The following is a 21,011-nucleotide window of genomic DNA, read 5'->3' as shown; positions in this document are numbered from 1 at the left end:
GAGTAGATAACAATAAGTATGTAACATCATTGACTTTCATTGGTGTTACATTTTTTTTAGTAAATTTGGAGTCAGTATGGTTGTTATTGATCAACTACTTAGTGCCAAAGAAGTGGCTGTGTTTAGAGAGGCTTTATTAAAAACCGAGTGGCAAAATGGCGATAAAACAGCAATGGGTATGGCCACGTCAGTAAAAAATAATAATCAAGCTAACCCTAGTGATCCAATCGTTGGAGACTTAGCTAATGAGCTTCTAGGACGAATCGGCTCCGCAGCTAAAGTCGTATCAGCGGCATTGCCTCTTAAAATATTCCCACCCTGTTTTAATCGCTACTCCGAGTCAGAAGAGTATGGCTATCACGTTGATGCTGCGATTATGCGATTACCGAATAGCAATGATGTACTTCGTAGCGATGTTTCAATGACAGTATTTTTAAGCGAACCTGATGAGTATGAAGGTGGTGAACTCGTCATTAAAACCGAATTTGGTGAACAACAAGTAAAGCTTCCTGCAGGGTATGTTGTCGTTTACCCATCAAGTAGTTTACACAAAGTAACGGCTGTCACTAAAGGCCAACGTGTTGCGGCAATAACATGGATGCAAAGTATGGTAAGTGACGTAACAACAAGACAATCTTTGTATCAGCTAGATCAAACAATCCAAGGCTTGATTGCCACAGAAACGGCGAGTCGAGAGCACTTAGATCAGTTACACAATGTGTATCACAATATGGTTAGACAGTTTTCACAGATATAAAAAAGCCGCTTTTCAGCGGCTTTTGTCAAACTAGGCTTTAACTAATCAGCCTAGTTTGTTGTTATTGCAAATAGAGTAGTTAATTTAATGACTCTAATGCTTTTGTTTCAATCGTCATCGTTACGTCAAAAAACAGTTTCTTGCCTTTAACGCTAATAAACCATTGGCCCGCTTCCGGCAGTTCAATTTCACAAACTTCGTCGTTGCCGTTATTTACAGAGCGACAATCGAATTTACGTTTATTTGGTTTTTTACCTTGGCGAAGATATAAGTCTGCGTCACCTGTTCCACCGGCTAACGTTACTTTTAAGCTCGTTGCATTTTCAGGCACGTTCACGGCAAAAGTATTTTGAGGCTTGTACCAGAACCACCAGAACCAACGGCGAACTTTATCAATGTCTTCAATTACTTTCGTTGTTGTTACAACAGGAGTTACACCATTTATCTCAATAACAACTGGATCATGATCTGAAGCACGATAAGGTTCAGTATCAAATAACGTTACTAATTGATCATCGCTCTTATACTCTACGTTGTAGTCTAGGATACGAGGTTCATCAGTGTTGATATGCCACTCTGTAACATCTACGACTTTTTCGGCAAGTGAGTTACTCGCTAAAGCGTGGTCAATAGTCCCTGACTCACCTTGGTAAGTATAAGAATAAGTACCCGCGCCGTTTAGAGACTCAATGAGGTTAGTGTAACCTGCGTTAACGATTGTGGTAATTGGATCTTCTTTTGTATAGGCATTTAAGTCACCCATAATTAAGTAGTCTTCATCTTCCACGCCTGTAGGGTTTGTGGCTAACCAAGCTGTTACAGCTTCAGCAGCTTGCACTCGACGAAGGTTATAACAGCCTTGTCCATCACCTTTATCTTCATTTTCAACACCACCGCTGCTAGAACAGCTCTTTGAACGGAAGTGGTTGATAGCAACAGTCAATTTCTCACCAGATACTGAGCTTCTGAATGTTTGAGCTAGTGGTGGGCGATTATGATATTCAAAAGGGAACTCAGTAATCGTCGCTGCCGTACCAATTTCAGTCACTGATAGGTCATTGTAGATTAAAGCTACTTTAATTTGGTCAGTACCTAATTGATCTAAACCTGGGTTTACAAATGAATAGTGTTTGCCAGCAGGCGCTATAGCGTTTAAGCCATTCACAATATCTTGAATTGCACTTGTTTCACTAAAGTCGTCGTTTTCAACTTCAAGTAAACCAATGATATCTGCATCAATTGTAGTGATTGCGTTAAGGATTTTGCTACGCTGACGTTCAAACTCTACTAGTGAATCTGCACCACGACTCGTCGGGAATCCTTCGCCAAAACCATCGCCATTAAAGTAATTTAATACGTTAAAACTTGCTACACGTAAGTTTCCGGTTTCCAAGTTTGGTGTTGCTTCACGAGCATTTTCTTGAATAAACGTAGGCTCAGCAGTTGGCAATACACGGTAGTTACCAAAGCTGTAATCAACTATGCCTTCTAATGCTGCAACTTTATCGCCTGAACGTAATGTATTGTTAGCCGACAAGCCACCTGAAGGGTATTTAATAAACTCCGGATTTGAGCCATTAACAGCATCATCAAGTAAGATTTTATTGAGCTTATTTTGCGCCGTTAAGTTTGCAACTTCTTCCGAACCCGGCAGGTACAAGTTAGTCGGAACAAATAAACGTTCACTTGATAAGGTTACTTCACCATAACGACCTAAGTTGTAGTTATCAGTCACTGTAAGGTCTTGAGAAAACGACACAAACATACCTTCTAACGACTCTTGTTGCTCTGCGCTAACAAATGGCAAGGTTACAACAACAGGTGCTATCGTATCAGTACCACAGTTTAACGCTTCTTTTGTTGCTGTTAACTGTGTTTTACCATAGCTTTCAACTACGTTACCTAAAACGCGAACTACATCGCCGGTTGCCGGTAAGTTATCAGCTAATTCATAAGACACAAAAATGCCTTCAGAAGATAATGAGTCTATGTCTTGGTCTGCAACTTCTTCTTGAACAAAAAAACCGCCAATAGCAGGAAGGCTAGCGGTAACAACGCCTTCAATAACTTTAGTTTCATTCAACATTGGCGACTCAAAGCCAGTACCTTGAATAGCGTTGATAAACGTCGCTTCGTCTGAACATTGACCTAATAGATCTGGTTCAGGTTCAGGCTCGCCTTCAGTAGAAAAAGTACCTAACGGGAAAGGTGAGCTTGTTGTTGCATTATCAGAGCTGCCATCTAGTGCATTTTTGCCACTGAAAAGCCAATTAGCTACGTTAAATACGCCTTCGTTTGCTACTGCACCGTTTACACGATAAGCCCAACCATCAAGGTATTCCCAAGGTTGATTGGTACCGTCAGTATTAATATCGCCAAAAACGTCAATAACTTCACCGTCACAGAAAAGTTCAACCGCATCATCGCCATTAATTGATGCAACACCATTGACGAAGTCTGGTGCAAAGCCAAAGAAGTTAGTAAAGCCATTCGATTCAGATGCAACATAAATAAAGCTGCCAGCTGAAGCTGAAGTTCCTGTTGGGAAGCTAAACTCTTCACCGTCTGTACCGCCACCGTTATTAGCAGAACCAATGCCACAGTTACCTAAGTCTGCAATGTCAGTTGCAATATAGATTTCAATCGCTTTTGGCACACCACCGGTAAGTGGCCCGTCAATCACACCACTAATTAGTAGAGAAGGGCTTTGAGTAAACACTTGAACTGGAATTGCAACGTCTGCTGTTGCATTGCTAGTTGCGCCATCTAGTGCGTTTTTACCGCTGAATACCCACTGAGAAGCGTCATAAACACCACCATTAACAACTGAGTTAGCTTTACGGGCTGCCCAGCCATCCATGTACTCCCAGTCTTGACCAGTACCGTCGGTATTAATGTCGCCAAGAACGTCAACAACTTCTCCGTTGCAGAATAGTTCTAATGCATCATCGCCGTTTACGTTCGCTGAACTACTCGTGTAGTCTGGTGCAAAACCCATGAAAGCTTCAAACTGTGCAGACTCAGATGCTAAGTAAATGTATTGGCCTTTGCTAGCGCTGTCAGCTGGGAATGTAAACTCTTGACCATCTGAACCACCGCCATTATTCGCCGAACCAAAGCCACATACGCTTAAATCAGCGATATCTTGCGTAACAAAAAGCTCAACACCTTTTGGTAAACCGCCAGTTAAAGGACCGTCGTAGGCTGCTGAAATAATTAACGGTGCAGAAACAGGTGTTGTTGGTGTTTCTGGATCGGTCGGATCAGTTGGATCCGTCGGGTCCGTTGGATCTGTAGGTTCTGTCGGGTCAGTTGGGTCCGTTGGTTCATTCGCACAATCTGCTTTTGGGAATACAGACTCTACCCATTCTGGATGGTCGACAAAAGGATTACGGTTGCCTTGATATTCATAAATAGTGTTGTTTCGGTTTGTTTCAAACGAGTCAACAGGATCCGCTTCATGCCACTCTAATAAGCGACACAGCTTTCCAAGTAAAGGCTCACCTGAACTTGTAATTTCGTTTACAACAGTAAGATTTGGTGTTGAGTCAAACCCTTCATAACGTGTATCCATGTATAGCACCATACGTGCAACATCACCTTTAACGGCATCACGCGGTTCAAAAGAGTCACTATCGTATCGGTTAGAAGGGGCTTCACTAAGAGGGTTGTCACTGTTGTCAAAATCGAGGTTACTGCGGGAGGAATTTATTGAGATGTCAGAGGGGCGAAGATGGTGTATATCGGTATAAGCTTCTAGAGAGGAGGATGGAAAGCCATGACTCTTGGCCCAAACATGTTCTCTATTCCAATTATCAGGATTGGTGCTTTGAGAACCGCTCCCGTTTGAAAATTTGGGAATCGATATGCCTTTATAAAGCAACATCACATTATCCGGATTGGATGGATCTTCATCCGTTTTGGTTAATGCACTCCATACTTCAGAGTAGGTTAACTGCTTGTGGTTCAAACTAATTGCTGTCGACAGTAAAGATTTTATCTCTTGCTGACTTTGACCACTATTAATTGCATTAATCACATCACGATAATAGTCACTATCTACATAGGTTGACGCGTCGGCAACCTTATCTAAATCTGGACAATTAAAGCAAGGTGAAGTTATATCGCTTGCTTGCGTAGTAGCTGAGACCAAGCATGCGAACACCGTTAAACTTAGGTATTTCATCTTATTATTTCCTGATTGGAGGCGGAATTATTGTTGTAAAGGTTAATTTTACCGCCGCAATGTTACCGTTTTTTTAACGGTACAGGTATAGGTACAGGATAAAAAAAATGATTAAAATTTGATTAATGTATAAGCATTTCAAGACGGTAAATTTACAACTATAAGTTAGCTACAAAACTAAATAACAATGACAAAGAACAAGAAGTGCAGGAAGGAAATAAACGGATTTGAATTAAAATTACAACCGAGAAGAGTAGGATTTTCGAAAGGGAAAGGTAAACATCCGTGTTTAATGATCCGTTTAAGTATTATGTTAACTAAATTAATTAAAAGCTAGCGACCACTTTGACCGCACCGCCGCCATCACCTTGAATATAACCGATCATGTCAGGGTTTTTAGAAACCATGTCAATTACAGCTGCATCACTATCTAACTTTTTAGGTGGTGTGCCTTTTCCAGTAAATACAAGCTTTGACCAGTAGGCCTTGAGCTGACTGGCCGAACGACTTAACACTTTATCGTTAAATTCGTCTGTTACCGCTGCACCTTCGGCCTGATCAACGGGCGTTGCTGCGCCACCGCCAGGAAATGACTTAGCTTTTCCTAAAAAGATACGTGATATGGAAGCCTTATCAAGTGCATCTGTATTTGACGGGTGAACGACAATATTAACCGCCAAGGTTTGAAAGCTAAATAATGTTGCTATAAGAGCTACAGTAATTTTTTTCATGCCTTCCTCCTTTAAAATACAACGTCTACAGCAAACGCAATAGTATCTGCATCCCATGCATCGTTGTAATCATTATCAGTCATAGTGTACTGGACTTTAAATGCAGCGCTTGGATGGAAGTTGTAGCGAACACCAACAGAGGTAGATGTATATTCATTTCTGTTAGTTTGGTTAATAACACTTTGAGCAGCTGCACGTAAAGGTGCGCCATCAAAGGCAGTTCCTAAAGCCGGAATTGTAACGTTTGGTAAGCCCGCCGCAATACTAGAGTTAGCGCTAGTTTCAAAGGTTTCGAGTAACAGGTAAGGCATGGTTGAATCAGAAACACGGTAACCAAAGCTAATGTAACCACCTTTGTCATCTTCTTGAAGTATCGAGTTATCCGTACCGTTTTGCGAGTACTCACCAATTATTGACCATTTCTCATAATCAATATTAAAGCCAGCACCTATAAAGGTACCTGTGTCCCCATTGATCCTAAGTTCATCAGCAGCTGACTGTGATGCACCTAACGCTTGAGCCAACGAAGCAAAAGACTCTATTCCGGCAACTGGGATATCCACTTCACCTTGAATGAAAGTAAAATAACCACTAAACCAGTTTTTTGTAAAACTAGTAGCTAACCCGAAAATATTATTCAACGAGCCGTCTGTTGGAGTTGTATCCTCAAAGAAGGTATCTGAAAGTTCACCGTATAAGAAGTTAAATGAAAAGTCCCAGTCACCAACGAGTTTATTATGAACGACGCTGACCCCGTCATAATTATTAAATGGTAAATTGTACATAGCATTAGCCGGTCTTACCCATGGGTATGCATAACCAACATCTAGATAATCAGAATACAAATAAAACGGTATTCTTAAACGACCTGCGCGAACTGTAGTGTAATCACTCGCTTCGTAAGAAATGTAGGCCCAGGCAAATTCGGTGTTAAAGTTATCGCTTCCTTGTGACACTATTTGCGCTGTTGCTGATAACCCTTCGCCTAAATCCGCTACAGCTTGTAGCGCAAATAAAGATTCATTTTTGAACGATAAGTCGTTGTCATAACCCAGATAAGTTTCGTTATCACTAAGCGTTTGACCAGCAACTATCGAAGCGAACCCATTAAAGCGTATATCTGCGTTAGCGGTAAAGCTGGCAGTCGATAAGGCGATAAGCCCGATTGGAAAACCAAGTTGCAATACTTTTTTCATAGTACCCTGTCTCATTGTTGTTAATTTACAATGAAAGTGTAGACGACACTCAAGAATTTGCTTAAAAAACAGTGAATCAAATAAAAAAAAAGCCCTTTTTTGTAAAAGGGCTTAAAAATGGAGGATAAATAAACTTATAAATTAAGGTTTAGAAAGCGCCGCTTTTGGCGCAATTACTTAAGAAACACTCTTTATTAATATGAAAATTAAGCGCGAACTTGACCTTCACCACTTACAACAAACTTCTCTGCAGTAAGCGACTCTAAACCCATAGGACCATAAGCATGAAGCTTAGTTGTAGCAATTCCAATCTCTGCACCTAGGCCTAACTGCGAGCCATCAGAAAAGCGAGAGCTCGCATTTACCATAACAACAGAAGCGTCTACAGCTAGCTGGAAAAGCTCAGCAGTTGCTTTGTTTTCGGTACAAATAACTTCTGTGTGATGGCTACCAAATTGATCAATGTGCTCTAACGCTTGCTTAAAGTCATCTACAGTGCGTACAGCAATTTCTAAACTTAGGTATTCTTGACCAAAATCTTCATAAGGCAGTAGACGAGGGCTCAGGAAAAACCCGTGTGAACGTTGACAGGCATTCACTTTAACACCTTTATCTTGCAACATTTTTGCAGCAATCGGTAAAAAGTCGGCTGCAATATCACTGTGAACCAATAAGCCTTCAAGTGCATTACAAACACCAGTGCGCTGTGTTTTACCATTCTCTAAAATACGAAGTGCTTTTTCAAAGTCAGCCTCTTTATCTACATATAAATGACAAACACCTTTAAAATGCTGGATGACTGGGATTTTACTGTTATCACTCACAAACTTAATCAGCCCTTCACCACCGCGAGGGATTACTAGGTCGATGCTATCAACTTGAGAAATAAGCTCTAGCACTAACTCGCGCGCCGGATTATCGATCACAGAAACTAATTCTTTTGGCAAGTTATGTTCTTCTAGCGCTTTGTGCATCGCAGCCGCAATTGCCAAGCTAGAATGTAATGCTTCTTTACCACCTCGTAAAATTACGCCATTACCAGACTTAAAGCAAAGCGCGCCGGCATCAGCCGTCACATTCGGACGAGATTCATAAATCATACATATAACACCAAGCGGAATGCGCATTTTTTCGATCTCTAGTCCGTTTGGACGAGTGGTAACCTTTTTGCGGTTGCCAATTGGATCGTCAAGTTCAGCAATTTCTTTGATTCCATTGACCATGTCATCAATGCGTTCAACATTTAATGTTAAGCGATCAACAAACGAGGCCTCTAGGGACATTTCTTCCGCTTGTTTTAAATCCAATTCGTTCGCTTTTAATATGTCAGCTTCAGCACTCTTAATATTTTTTGCCATAGACAACAAAACTTCGTTTTTGTCTTGTTCCGATAAAATAGCTAACTTTTTAGATGCAGACTTAGCTGCTTTTGAAATCGTTTCGATATAGCTCATTAGGCCTCCTTTAATACGGCAATATTTGTATCTTCAATAAGTGAGTCAATAGTAGGAAAAGAAGACTCTTCTGGAGCCTGTTTATCAGAAATATAGGCCATCAAACAGCTACTATAATTTGCAACACCTTTTGCTACGCGGTGACCATTTTCAGTCTTAACTAACACCGTATCTCCAATGTTAAAGTTGCCCTTAACATCAACTAATTGGTCACTAGAAAGCGTTTTATCGTCGTCTAATACACATATTGCACCATCGTTATCAACGATAATTTCACCCTGCGCTCTAGTAGTGTGAGTCAACCAATGTAAATCGTCTTGCATTGGATTTTTATATGGCGTAAACACAGTGCCTGGGTTGTCGCCTCTTACTAGCTTCGAAAACGTTTCTGCTTCAAAACCATTAACTATAAAAGTAGTAATTCCATGCGCAGTCGCTTTTTCTGCCGCTTGTAGTTTTGTCAACATACCACCGGTGCCCATTGAACTAATAGCTCCACCGGCCATTTTCTTCACTTCATCTGTTATTTCACTTACAACACTAAGTAATTCCGCGTCGTCATGAAGGTTCGGGTTTTTATTATATAAACCATTAATGTCAGAACACATTATCAATGCATCAGCACCAGCTGCTGCGGCCACCATGGCCGATAAATTATCGTTATCACCCACCTTTAAGCCATCGGTGGTTATCGTGTCATTTTCATTAACAATGGGCATTACGCCATGTTCTAGAGAGGTGATTAATGTATCTCTAATACTCTGATAACGTTCCTGATCGCGCAAATCACCATGTGTTAATAGTATTTGTGAAGTTGGAAAATCAAATAAGCGATCCCAAGTTGCTACCATTTCAGCTTGCCCAGCGGCAGCCATGGCTTTTTTCAATGCTAGAGAAGGGTGCTCAGGACTAGAAAAAACGTGACGACCTGCAGCAACTGAACCAGAAGAAACCAGCACGACTTGTTTACCCTGTTTTTTACATTCAATAATAAACTGGGCGATTGGAAATAATTGGTGAGCGCTACAGCCATTGCCACTAGGGGCAATTAACGCACTTCCGACTTTCAAGACGATTCGGTTCCAGTCATTCCAAGAGTTTGTATTCATTACTTATATCCTATTACTCGAATCAGGTTGTAAAGTATACAGACTAATACTTAGAAGTCTAATTATTACTGTACGAAATAATATTCAAGTTACTTATCTCTGTTATTAGTTCTATTTATAGTTGACGTCCAGGCATAAAAAAACCGGCTATTTAAGCCGGTTTCCGTACGTATCAGTTATTTTTATTTAGGCGTAATATCACCAATATTCAAAATTGGTGCGGCGTCTAATTCATTAGCGTCCATCATATTTGCAACGCGTTGTACGCTCGATAACAACAAAGACTGCTCCCAGTCTTCCAACGTATTAAACTTTTCAATAAAACTATCTTCCATTGAACGAGGCGCATTTTTTAACGTTTCTTTACCTTGTTCGGTTAAGTAAAGTGCAATACGTCGTCTATCTGACTCGCTTCGTACGCGCTCAACCATAGACTTAGTTTCTAGCCTATCTAATATGCTAGTGACAGTCGCTTGGCTAAGGTTCACTATATCTGAAACTTGCTTTGCAGTAATACCCGGATCAGCTCCAAGTTCTTGTAGAACGAGCAATTGTGGGCCAGTAATACCCACATCTTTACTTAGCTTCTTAGAGCGCAAATCGATTGCGCGAATTACACGTCGAATTGCAACTAGTAACTCTTCATACTTTTCCAAAATTATTCCACCTAAAATCGTTAAATTACTAAACTAAGAATTTATAATTGTTTGTGTTTCTTCAAATTGCGCTAAGGTTTTTTCACTTGGCTCTTTAGAGAAGATACTCACAACATAGATTGCCGCTGAAGACGCAACAAAACCTGGCAATAACTCATAAAACAGAGTAGATAACGCATCACCGTTAGCTAAAACAGGTGCGTGTTTCCAGAAAATAACCGTAATAGCACCAGCTAAAACACCCGCTATAGCGCCTTCGTTTGTCATGCGTTTCCATAACAATGCAAATAACACGACCGGCCCAAACGCAGCACCAAATCCAGCCCAAGCACTAGAAACTATATCAAGTACGCCGCTATTAGAATTAAAAGCAACACCCGTAGCAACGGCAGCAACAATAACCACACATAACCTGCTGGCTAATAACAGTTCCTTATCGCTTGCTGTTTTATGGATAAATATACGGTAACAATCTTCAACTAATGAGCTTGATGATACCAATAATTGAGAAGATACCGTACTCATTATAGCCGCTAGAATCGCCGCTAATAACCAACCAGCAATTAGAGGGTGGAATAGGATCTGTGACAACATCACGAAAATAGTCTCAGGATCGTCAATAGCAATATTATGCTGTTGCGTGTAGTGAAGACCAACTATGCCGGTTAACACAGCGCCAACTATAGTTACCGTCATCCACGACATACCAATGCGTCTTGCTGTTTTTACTTGCTTGTGTGAATTGATCGCCATAAACCGGACAATGATGTGAGGTTGGCCGAAATAGCCTAAACCCCAAGTCATCAAACTTAATACACCGAGCCAACCTAACGCATCTTTACTACTTACCTCAGTAACAAAGTCGCTCGTTATCATCGAAGAGATACCAGACAAGTTATCTAACTGACCCATTGCAAATAACGGAACCATGGCCAGTGCGATGAACATAATGCAACCCTGAACAAAATCGGTCAAACTAACCGCAAGGAAACCGCCGAGTACTGTGTATAAAATAACAACAGACACGGTGATCAATACACCTGTTTCATAGCCCATGCCAAAGCCACTCTCGAATAATTTACCGCCGGCAACTAAACCTGAAGATGTATATAGTGTGAAAAATAAGATAATAACAATAGAAGCAATAATACGAACGGAACTGTTATTTAACGAAAAACGTTTTGAAAAGAACTCAGGGACCGTCAGCGAGTCATCGGCAACTTCAGTGTAAACCCGCAGGCGCGGCGCCACTAAAATATAGTTAACATATGCACCAATTAATAACCCTAGTGCCAACCAAATGCTATCTAAACCATTTATAAAAGCAGCACCAGGCAGGCCCATCAACATCCAGCCACTCATATCAGAAGCACCAGCTGATAAAGCGGTCACCTTAGGGCTGACATTACGACCGCCTAATAAATATTCACTGTTGTCTGCAGTAGAATGTCGCATTGCATATACGCCAATGGCTAGCATCAGCAAAAAATACAGTAAAATTGACAAAAATGTATAACTAATCAAGGGACACCTTTTTTATTAGAGTTCTAATGTTTGTTTAAGGAATGAAATTGCGAAAAAGTGTAACACGACTTAATTTAAAGATCGAATTTACCCCTGTTTTTCATGCTGATAAGGTGTTGCGCGGGACTTACTAAGTGACAGGTAGTAAAAAAGCCACCGAGGTAGCTTTTTATTAAATGATTTTAATACTAACGATTAGGGGCGTTTTTTTGACCAAAGCACGCAACACAAGTGTGAAACGAAAGAGCAAAATAAAATTTGGCGCTAGAAAAGATTCTCAACGTCTTGTTCATTCTGCTCAGGCATCAAATTTTTTGCTTGCTCTTCAAAACCTGCAGGTATTGGGAGTTCGTGATAGAGCAGGTCGAACTTATCTTTTATCAATTCAGCAATAATTTCACTGCTTAAAATAACTTTACCTTCTTTACCGCTGGTCAACTTCTCCAATACATTATGTATCGCCAATTTGATTTTCCAAATCTCCGCATCGGTGACTAACTTAACAGCATTCAACGTTACGATTGCCTCAATATGCTCAGTAATTGACTTAACATAAGGAGAAATATAGACCCAACCTTTGTTTTTGATGAGTGACTGACAAATATAGATTTCGTGGTGAACATTATGAAGATATTTAGCAATGACTTTCGCATCACGCTCATGCCTAAACTTGATATTAAATGCCTTGCTGTGTTGCAGATCTTGGTTCCAAGAATCAATGACATTAAAAAGGCGAGTTTCGTGAGGTAATTTATTATCAAAATTTAGTATATCGACGTAAATGTTTACTTTGGTATTTAAAATAGAGTCAGCCTGTTCAACTAGGCTAATTAAGCCCTTTGCACTGGATTCAAGTTCAAAATTAATATGTGAGCGAGCTAAAATATCCTCTTGAGTATCGGCGAGCTTATTCTGAACTGCGGCAGACTTATCTATAGCTAATCTAATCAGGCGGGTTTGTTGAATTTGAAAACGCAGAGTAAAAATTAAAAGTAAAGATACGAACAAGCCAACCAGAGGTGTTAACCAGCCACCAAAAAACTCACCAATTTGGCCAATCTCACTTGGTGCGACAACACCATAAGTAAAAAATAAATAGGCCAAAGCAGCGACAACGACAGGTAAAAATATTAAGCCTAAGGTTAATACAACAGAAAAGTTACCTTCATCCTTGGCGGTTAGGTTTGATAATTCGGCTTTAGAAAACGAACCCATAACGACTTTAAATCCATATATAAATTAATTGATGACTAAAATACCTGCAACAAGAACGCCTGGCAACGCCAAATTTTGCAAAAAGCTAGTCTTGTTCTGAAATGCTTTGGCTGCGAGTTTGCTCTTCAAGTTGTTCAACCCACATTAACGTTGCACCACAAATAGCAGCGGGCATTACCAATAAATTAATAAAGGGTAACGAAGTAATAATTGAAACTGAAGCGCCAAATCCAAAACAGGCTGACTTATTTTGGCTTAGGATATAGCGCATAAAATCAAAGCTATATTTATTGTTATCAAAGGCATAGTCACAATATTGAATTGCTAAAACCCACGCAATAAAAGCAAACCAGATCAATTGACCAATAACCGGAAAAAACCAACCAATTAAAAAGAACCCAATCATTCTAGGAATAAAGTAAACGAGCTTTTTCCATTCGCGGAGCAGAGTATGTGGTGTCGCCTTAATTAATGCAGCTAGAGAGTCTTGACGCGGAGCTTGGCCGGTTAGATGCATTTCTACTCGTTCGGCTAATACACCATTAAAAGGCGCGGCTAGCCAGTTTGCAACGGTAGTAAAGAACAACCCAAACAATAAAACCATCAATAAAATAACAAACGGATAAATAATAAACTCTAGCCAACTTAACCAATCAGGTATTTGTTCATGCATCCAAGTTATGTTGGCACCAAGCACATCAAAAAGGTAATAAAAAGCGCCAATAAAAAGAACAAAGTTAACCATTAACGGAATTAAAATGAAACGTTTCAAGCCTTTAGTCTTTAATAAACCAAAACCGCGAAAAAAATAACTAACGCCATCACTCATTGTCATTATAAAAACCCCAAACAAACTTTATTTTACAAAGTCTTAAGTATAAAGTTGTTTGAAGACTAAGCAAGCGGGCAAGTGTTACAAAGTACAACAAAATTTGCTATCGTTTGCCCCCATAATAATAACTAAAAGCAAGTAACAAACGTAAATGCGTCTAAAACATATAAAACTGGTTGGATTTAAGTCATTTGTTGATGCCACCACGGTTCCGTTTCCGGAACAGATGACCGCTATTGTCGGTCCAAACGGCTGCGGTAAATCTAACGTAATAGACGCCGTGCGCTGGGTATTAGGTGAAAGTTCAGCGAAAAACCTTCGTGGCGACGCAATGACGGATGTCATATTTAATGGCTCAACCAATCGAAAGCCTGTATCCCAAGCCAGTGTTGAATTGTTATTTGATAATACCGAAGGAAAGTTGCAAGGTCAGCTTGCCAGTAGAAGTGAAATTTCAATCAAACGTGTAGTAACCAAAGACGCTACATCGACCTACTTTTTAAATGGCACTAAATGTCGCCGTCGTGACATTACCGATATATTTTTAGGAACGGGTTTAGGTCCACGAAGTTATGCCATTATCGAACAAGGCATGATCTCTAGGTTAATTGAGTCTAAGCCACATGAGCTACGCGTTTTTCTGGAAGAAGCAGCTGGTATTTCAAAGTACAAAGAACGCCGCCGAGAAACCGAAACGCGCATTAAGCACACGCGAGAAAATTTAGAACGTTTAGCCGATGTTAGAGAAGAGCTCGGCACTCAACTAGAGAAGCTTAAACGTCAAGCCGCGACAGCCAGACGCTTTAAAGAATTAAAAAAGCAAGAGCGCCAATATAAAGCTGAGTTAGCCGCATTGAAGTGGCACAAGTATAACGAACAGCTTAATTTTCACGACAGGCAGCGTTTAGAAAAAGAAACTGAGCTTGAAGCCTTCATGGCCCAACAACGTGGTGGAGAGCTAGGTTTAATTACTAAAAAACAACAATTGCAGGAATTAACCGATAAAGCTCAAGAAAAACAGCAAATTGTTTATCAAACTGGCAATAAGATTACTAAACTCGAGCAGCAAATTGTTTTTGAACAAGAAAACCGCTCGCGTCAACAAGAGCAATTAGCGCAATTAGAAACAAGCATTGTTGAAAATCAGCAGCATCTGGAATTAGAGCAAGCTTCGTTAGAAGACATAAGCGAACAATTACTGTCATTTGAGCCAGAACAAGAATTACTTCATGAGCAACTTAGTCAAGCAGAGCAACAACTTTACGACGCTGAGCAAAATTACGAACAAACGCAACAAGGTATTAGTCAACAAATTCAGGCTGTTGCCAAAGCTCAGCAAGCAATAAAGATTATTGATACTCGTTTACATCATCAACAACTAGAACTATCAAAAAGTAATCAGCGTTTAACAGATCTCAAAACTGAATTGGCCGAGCTATCAAAAAACGATTATCAGCAGCAACTTGCCGAGCAACACCAAATTATTGGCACGTTAAACTCCGCAATTAGCGAATTGTCAGAGCAATATGCAGAGGCTGCTCATCTTGATGATCTTCATCAAGAAAATAGAAAAAAAGCACAAGAGAGAGTGGATCAGACACTTAGACAAAAAGAAAGGGTGCAAATTAAATTAGAGCAACTTGAACAATGGCGTGACGAACTCTTTGCTAATCAAAGCAGTAACAGCAATAGCGAAATAGAAACGCTTGGGCTGCTAGTTGGCCAATTAAATGTCGAGGAAAAGTGGCGAAATGCTATAGAGCAACTGCTGAGTCATCATGGACACGCGCTAATGGTTTCTGAATTGCCAACAGCGGAGTTAACGCAGCCGGGACAATATGTTTTAACTGCTAACAACAACGACATTGACCAAAGTCTTAAACGTTCGTCAAACAGTCTTGTTCCAAATGCTATGTCAGTGATTTCAACGGGCGCTGCGCCAGCATGGTTTGCTAAGGTCGCGCTAGCCGACAATTTAGATGAAGCTCAACACATTATAAATAATGACGATTGGTTGGCTGTACTTTTACCGTCAGGACAGTGGCTAGGTAAAAACTGGACAGGATTAGGTGGTGTACAAAACGCCGATAATGACACTGGCAATAATGGTATATTAAAACGTTTGGCCGAAATAGAAAGCTTAAGCTTATCTTTATCGGTAATTGAACAAGAAACTTATAATAATCAAATGTTGCTGGAAAATTCGATTGCAGAAACTAGAGACTCTCAGGCTCACTATCAGGCAATCAAAACCCAACTAGAACAACAAAAACAAGCACTACAAAAAGCCCAGTTAGAGTATGGTTTTTTAGAGCAACAAGCCCAGCAATTTAGCGAACAGAAACTAAAGCTAAAGTCACAAATTGAATCTTTAACTCAAACCGTTGATGAGTTGAACCTGACACTAGAAGTACTTTTAGAAGAACAATTACAAGCGCAAGAAGCAGAGATAGAGCTTCAAAGCCAAAGCGATACAACTGAACAACAAAAAGCATCAGCGCAACAAACGCTTACTAACGCCAAAATGACAGTGGAGCGATTAAAGCAAGAAACTCATCAATTGTCGTTAAAGGTACAATCGTTACAAAATACCAAATCAAATCTACAACAAAATATTCATCGCGCGTCGAGTCAAATTAAGCAATTACAAAGGCGAAAGAATGATTTGTTAACGGGCAATGATCAAAATGAATCCAGTGAACTTTTAGCTGAACAATTAGAGCAAGCGCTGTTTGATAAGCTAGAAAGTGAAGAGCAGTTAATGGCGTTGCATAGTGAAGCTGCGATAATAGATGATGAAATTAAGACCTTAGAGCAAGGGCAGTCAGGGGTGATTGCTAAACTCGATAAAATGCGTGAGCAAATTACAGATATTAAAATGGAATGTGAAGGGGCAAGAGTGCGAGCGCAAAGCATGATTGAGTCTCTTCAAGATATGGAACAATCATTAAAAGTATTACTGGAGAATATGCCAGAAGATGCTGAAGAAAAACTATGGACTGATAATCTAGAAAAAGCGACATCGTCAATTCAACGCCTAGGTGCAATTAATCTGGCAGCAATTGATGAATATGACATTCAGGCAGAACGAAAAGGGTACTTAGATGAGCAATATACTGATTTAGTAAATGCCCTTGAAACACTAGAGTCAGCAATCAGAAAAATAGATAGAGAGTCTCGTGCCAAGTTTAAAGAGACCTTCGACAACGTTAACGAAGGACTTCAAACTCTGTTTCCTAAAGTATTTGGTGGCGGCGCTGCATATTTAGAATTAACAGGTGACGATTTATTGGAAACTGGGGTTTCGATAATGGCACGCCCTCCGGGCAAGAAAAACTCGACAATTCACTTGCTTAGTGGTGGCGAAAAAGCGCTGACCGCATTATCATTGGTTTTTTCAATTTTCAAACTGAATCCGGCGCCATTTTGTATGTTGGATGAAGTTGATGCGCCACTAGATGATGCAAATGTTGGACGTTTCTGTAAACTGGTCAACGAAATGTCAGAATCGGTGCAATTTATATATATAAGCCACAATAAAGTGGCAATGGAAATGGCGACTCACTTAACGGGTGTAACGATGCAAGAGCCCGGGGTTTCTCGATTGGTCGCAGTAGATATTCAACAAGCAGTAGAAATGGCAGATGCTATTTAATGCAATGGAACGTAAATAGGGTTTTTAATTAACATGGCTGAAGAACTTAGATTAGCACTTATTTTATTAGGCTCACTGGCAATTGGTGCAGTGGTTTTACATGGTATTTGGACAGTGCGAAAAAATGTCAACGAGGAGCGTAAATTACACGCGAAAGATTCAGAGCCAGAAGAGGTTGACTTAAACGAAGAAGAACTTGAAATCCAGTCGTTAAAAATAAAGCAGATGGAAATGGACTTTAGTACCTTGGGCGCCGATAGTCAGCACGGCCTTCCAGTTGTAGACGTCGATGTGGACTCAATTTACCATCATGATAAAGCCGCTAAGGACGAAAGTGGGGTTAAGGTACAAGGTCAAGTTAGTGAAATTTCTATTGAATCTGAAATAGAACATGAAGTAGCACCGCAATTGACTAAAGATGCTAATCAAGGCTCGTTGTTAGACGATGATGAGATGCCAAGCTTCTCGGCCTTAGATGATGAAGCGTCAACAAAACAAAATGATATCACTCTTCAGTTTGACCAACGCGACACGTCAGGATTTGACGAAACAACGGCGGCGCAAGAAAAACCGCCTATTCAAGACCATTATGTTGATTCAGGATCAGAAGTATCAAAAGAAACAACAGCAGAACCAGCTAAGAAAAATGAAGTGTTGATTTTATACATCGATAAGCCAGAAGGTGACATGATCGATGGTGCCAAATTATTGCCACTGTTATTAACCTTAGGTTTTAAGTTCGGTGAGATGGACTTCTTTCATCGTCACGAACAGAGCTCAGGTCATGGTGAAATATTGTTTAGCTTAGCGAATATGTATAACCCAGGCACGTTTGATATTGATAACATGGAGCAGGTTAGTACGCGCGGTTTAAGTATATTTATGACATTGCCAAATGCTGGAGAGGCGTTGCAAACGTTTAATATGATGCACAACGCAGCAAAAAAAATAGCGGATGAATTTGATGCTTATGTATTAGATGCCAACCGTCAACGACTTGATGTACTTAGAGTACGTCATTACATTGAGAAGATTAGAAAGTTTTAAGCTTTAATACCTTTTGTAAGGCTTGGACCTGACTTTTTCTGTCCATACGCGTCATAGGTGGTATTTTTACTGCCGCCTATGAGCATATGTTTGACTTGCTCGATAACCACTTCATTTTGTTTTGCGGTTAAATAAATTACTTCATTTTGTGTTTGGCACTCTTCTAATAGACGGGTGATGTCTTTTTTCAAAGATGCGTGTGCCTCATCATTATTAATAGTATCGGCAGCCGGGTGTTGGCTTAACTGATGATCAGTCTGCTGAATTGTTATCAGCATAAGCTCTTTTTGTTTTGCAACCTCAACTAAATCGTTACCATCACGTCGCTTCACAGCATCTAGCTCGTTGTCTAACAGCGCTTTTAGATTAGTTAAAGACTCCCGTTGTTGACGTAATAACACGTCGACAGAAGTAGTAGGTTGCTCAGTAGTCATATTATAAATCAAACTCAAATGCAGACAGCTTTTCAGCTAGCTTGTCATAGTTAATTTTGTAATCACCACTCGCGATCGCTTTTTTAATATCGTCAATTTTCTTACGATCAAAGCTTTCAGATTCGGTGATCTTCTTTTGTAAATCTTTTAATTGTTTCGCTTGTGGTGTTAATGCAACGGAATCTTTTTCCGCTGATTTAGCACTACTCGCTTGCTGTGTTGTGTTTGACACAGAGTCTTGTTTAGCTTGTTCAAGCTTTTGATTTTGCGATTGATAAGCTGAAGGTTTAGCTCCATTTACCGAATTGTTATTTACATTATTAACCATACATCACCCGATTTATAAAATTTCTCTGTCATCGTTATCGGCTTTATTACCGTAAACTTTAACATATTTTATAGTTTAATGAATATTTGTCTCAAATCGCCAATAACACCTTTCACAATACGCTCCGAAGAGTTGTTTTTAACTTGAATCGACTCTCCAAATGAACCGTTTTCCAATGCTGTTCCTGAAGTTTTAATACTCAAGTTATTATAGTCTGCAATTATTGAAACACTATCACCTTTACAAACCAAACAAACATCACTTCCAGAAACTTGAAAACCCCTTGAAATATTTCGCATAGCACGTCCGCCAATTATATTTTCCATTGCATCGGTAGACTTTGCTCTAACCTTTGACTTATCGACTAGAGCAGTTTTAATCATATCCTTAGAAACCACTTCTCCTTTTGCAATATGTGTAGTGGTGACTATAGTTTCTATATATTCGTACACTCGCACTTGAACATAGGCTTTCCAATTAGCGCCATTGTCGTAACAAGTTGCTTTTATTGGGAAGTGTCGAGTAAAGCGTTGTCTTGATGGCATTTCGAATTCAAGATCAGATTGACACTGAGTAATACGGATTCGGCTATCGAGCGGCATTGCTTTTACCGTTATGTTTGGCGTATTGTGCGGATTCACTTGTTCCTGAACAAAATCAGAAACTTGTTGTAAAAGAGCATCATGCGCTAAAGAATTTGCGGTTTTTGCCGATAGGGGAAAAGCCACAAAAATAAAATTTATGCTTAAAAGAAGAATTATTAACAAATTTTTCAACATATTAATCGCCTTTTTACTATGCTGTATCTTATAGTTAAAGATATGAAATTATTGAGTTTCAAATTCGTCGAAATATTGACGCGAAAATATCGATAACACAGTATTAGTTATAGTTAGCAAGTATCGTTCCTAGTTTTGGAGAAAAATTTATGGCGGGTATTCTTGACTCAGTCAATCAAAGAACCCAGTTAGTCGGTCAGAATAGACTGGAATTACTATTATTTAAGTTGAAAGGACGTCAACGCTATGGCATCAATGTATTTAAAGTCCGAGAGGTACTGCAGTGCCCACCTTTGACTTCTATGCCAAGACTTAACTCGTTCGTTAAAGGTATTGCACATATTCGTGGCCAAACAATATCTGTTATTGATATGGGTTTAGCGACTGGCGGTCGTCCGATTGTTGATGTTAAAAATAGCTTTATTATCATCACCGAGTATAACCGAACAATCCAAGGCTTTCTCGTGGACTCTGTTGAGCGAATTGTTAACCTTAACTGGGAGTCGGTAATGCCACCACCGCAAGGATCTGGCAGAACAAACTATCTAACAGCAGTAACTGAAATCGATAAAGAGCTCATTGAAATACTGGATGTTGAAAAAATACTTGAAGAAATAGCGCCTTCGAGTACAAAAGTCAGCGATGGCCTTATTTCTGATTCACAAGAAATGCAAGATGAGCTCGGTGATAGAACGATTCTTATCGTGGACGATTCATCAGTTGCTCGTAATCAGGTAAAACGTGCGCTTGAAGCTGTTGGGTTGCCAATCGTTGCTAAGAAAAATGGCAAAGAAGCATTAGATTATTTAGTTGAAGTTGGTGCGGAATGCAAAAACTCAGTAACCGAGAAAATTGGTTTACTTATATCAGACGTTGAAATGCCAGAAATGGATGGTTATACCCTAACAGCTGAAGTTAAATCTAGACCGAAACTAACCGACTTACATGTTATTTTGCATACGTCATTAAGTGGAGTATTTAACCATGCTATGGTTGAAAAAGTGGGCGCTGATGATTTTATTGCGAAATTCAACCCAGATGAGCTTGCCGGTGCCGTTCAAAAATGGCTGCATGCGGATTAAACATTGATAAAATTAAGTAGAGTGTT

General features: G+C 39.8%; 16 protein-coding genes. 4 read left to right on the top strand and 12 right to left on the bottom strand.

Going from position 1 to position 21,011, the window contains the following annotated elements; translation table 11 throughout:
• Positions 1 to 76: 76 nt before the first annotated feature.
• The gene (locus J9318_RS10470) at positions 77 to 757 is read left to right on the top strand and encodes a Fe2+-dependent dioxygenase (RefSeq protein WP_210559875.1); all 681 of its coding nucleotides are present in this window, start codon (positions 77 to 79) and stop codon (positions 755 to 757) included.
• A 79-nt stretch (positions 758 to 836) separates the two neighbouring features.
• On the opposite strand, the gene J9318_RS10465 is transcribed toward J9318_RS10470, so the two are convergent.
• The 9 genes from J9318_RS10465 to cysZ all read right to left on the bottom strand — a co-directional run bounded on the left by J9318_RS10465 (position 837) and on the right by cysZ (position 13,663).
• Positions 837 to 4,943 carry an ExeM/NucH family extracellular endonuclease gene (locus J9318_RS10465; protein ID WP_210559874.1) on the bottom strand — a complete coding sequence of 1,369 codons (4,107 nt, stop codon included), beginning with the start codon at positions 4,941 to 4,943 and terminating at the stop codon, positions 837 to 839.
• Positions 4,944 to 5,269: 326 nt separating this feature from the next.
• Positions 5,270 to 5,674 (bottom strand): type 2 periplasmic-binding domain-containing protein, encoded by a 405-nt coding sequence (locus J9318_RS10460; protein WP_210559873.1) that lies wholly within the window; start codon positions 5,672 to 5,674, stop codon positions 5,270 to 5,272.
• An 11-nt stretch (positions 5,675 to 5,685) separates the two neighbouring features.
• Entirely contained in the window at positions 5,686 to 6,870 is a 1,185-nt protein-coding gene (locus J9318_RS10455; RefSeq protein ID WP_210559872.1) for a porin, read from the bottom strand.
• A gap of 206 nt (positions 6,871 to 7,076) precedes the next feature.
• Positions 7,077 to 8,324 (bottom strand): glutamate-5-semialdehyde dehydrogenase, encoded by a 1,248-nt coding sequence (locus tag J9318_RS10450; protein WP_210559871.1) that lies wholly within the window; start codon positions 8,322 to 8,324, stop codon positions 7,077 to 7,079.
• A complete protein-coding gene (proB, locus tag J9318_RS10445; RefSeq protein ID WP_210559870.1) occupies positions 8,324 to 9,433 on the bottom strand; it encodes a glutamate 5-kinase in 1,110 nt (369 codons plus the stop codon). Before proB ends, J9318_RS10450 begins: the two co-directional genes overlap by 1 nt.
• 182 nt (positions 9,434 to 9,615) lie before the next feature.
• Positions 9,616 to 10,089, bottom strand: coding sequence for a MarR family winged helix-turn-helix transcriptional regulator (locus J9318_RS10440; protein WP_210559869.1), 474 nt, complete (start codon positions 10,087 to 10,089; stop codon positions 9,616 to 9,618).
• 33 nt (positions 10,090 to 10,122) lie between these two features.
• On the bottom strand, positions 10,123 to 11,544 hold the full coding sequence (gene putP, locus J9318_RS10435) for a sodium/proline symporter PutP (RefSeq protein ID WP_425314321.1): 1,422 nt from the start codon (positions 11,542 to 11,544) through the stop codon (positions 10,123 to 10,125).
• A gap of 333 nt (positions 11,545 to 11,877) precedes the next feature.
• Positions 11,878 to 12,828, bottom strand: a complete 951-nt coding sequence (locus J9318_RS10430; protein WP_210559867.1) for a hypothetical protein — start codon at positions 12,826 to 12,828, stop codon at positions 11,878 to 11,880.
• Positions 12,829 to 12,913: 85 nt separating this feature from the next.
• Positions 12,914 to 13,663, bottom strand: coding sequence for a sulfate transporter CysZ (gene cysZ / locus J9318_RS10425; RefSeq protein ID WP_244731630.1), 750 nt, complete (start codon positions 13,661 to 13,663; stop codon positions 12,914 to 12,916).
• A 148-nt stretch (positions 13,664 to 13,811) separates the two neighbouring features.
• Between cysZ and smc the strand changes: the two genes are divergently transcribed.
• The gene (gene smc, locus J9318_RS10420; protein ID WP_210559866.1) at positions 13,812 to 17,315 is read left to right on the top strand and encodes a chromosome segregation protein SMC; all 3,504 of its coding nucleotides are present in this window, start codon (positions 13,812 to 13,814) and stop codon (positions 17,313 to 17,315) included.
• A 33-nt stretch (positions 17,316 to 17,348) separates the two neighbouring features.
• Positions 17,349 to 18,362: a cell division protein ZipA gene (gene zipA / locus J9318_RS10415; protein WP_210559865.1), complete on the top strand. Its 1,014-nt coding sequence runs from the start codon at positions 17,349 to 17,351 to the stop codon at positions 18,360 to 18,362.
• On the opposite strand, the gene flgN is transcribed toward zipA, so the two are convergent.
• The 3 genes from flgN to flgA form a co-directional block, all read right to left on the bottom strand.
• Positions 18,359 to 18,796, bottom strand: a complete 438-nt coding sequence (gene flgN, locus J9318_RS10410) for a flagellar export chaperone FlgN (protein WP_210559864.1) — start codon at positions 18,794 to 18,796, stop codon at positions 18,359 to 18,361. The two genes, zipA and flgN, sit on opposite strands and share 4 nt — an antisense overlap.
• Position 18,797: 1 nt before the next feature.
• Positions 18,798 to 19,124, bottom strand: coding sequence for a flagellar biosynthesis anti-sigma factor FlgM (gene flgM, locus J9318_RS10405; RefSeq protein ID WP_210559863.1), 327 nt, complete (start codon positions 19,122 to 19,124; stop codon positions 18,798 to 18,800).
• A 68-nt stretch (positions 19,125 to 19,192) separates the two neighbouring features.
• Positions 19,193 to 19,903 carry a flagellar basal body P-ring formation chaperone FlgA gene (flgA, locus tag J9318_RS10400; protein ID WP_210559862.1) on the bottom strand — a complete coding sequence of 237 codons (711 nt, stop codon included), beginning with the start codon at positions 19,901 to 19,903 and terminating at the stop codon, positions 19,193 to 19,195.
• A gap of 149 nt (positions 19,904 to 20,052) precedes the next feature.
• Here flgA and J9318_RS10395 point away from each other — a divergent pair, with 149 nt between their 5' ends.
• A complete protein-coding gene (locus J9318_RS10395; RefSeq protein WP_210559861.1) occupies positions 20,053 to 20,985 on the top strand; it encodes a chemotaxis protein CheV in 933 nt (310 codons plus the stop codon).
• The last annotated feature ends 26 nt before the right edge of the window (positions 20,986 to 21,011 follow it).

Source organism: Psychrosphaera aestuarii, assembly GCF_017948405.1.
Lineage (GTDB): Bacteria > Pseudomonadota > Gammaproteobacteria > Enterobacterales > Alteromonadaceae > Psychrosphaera > Psychrosphaera aestuarii.
The sequence above is the reverse complement of the archived record's forward strand: the minus strand, read 5'-3'. Positions and strand labels throughout refer to the sequence as shown.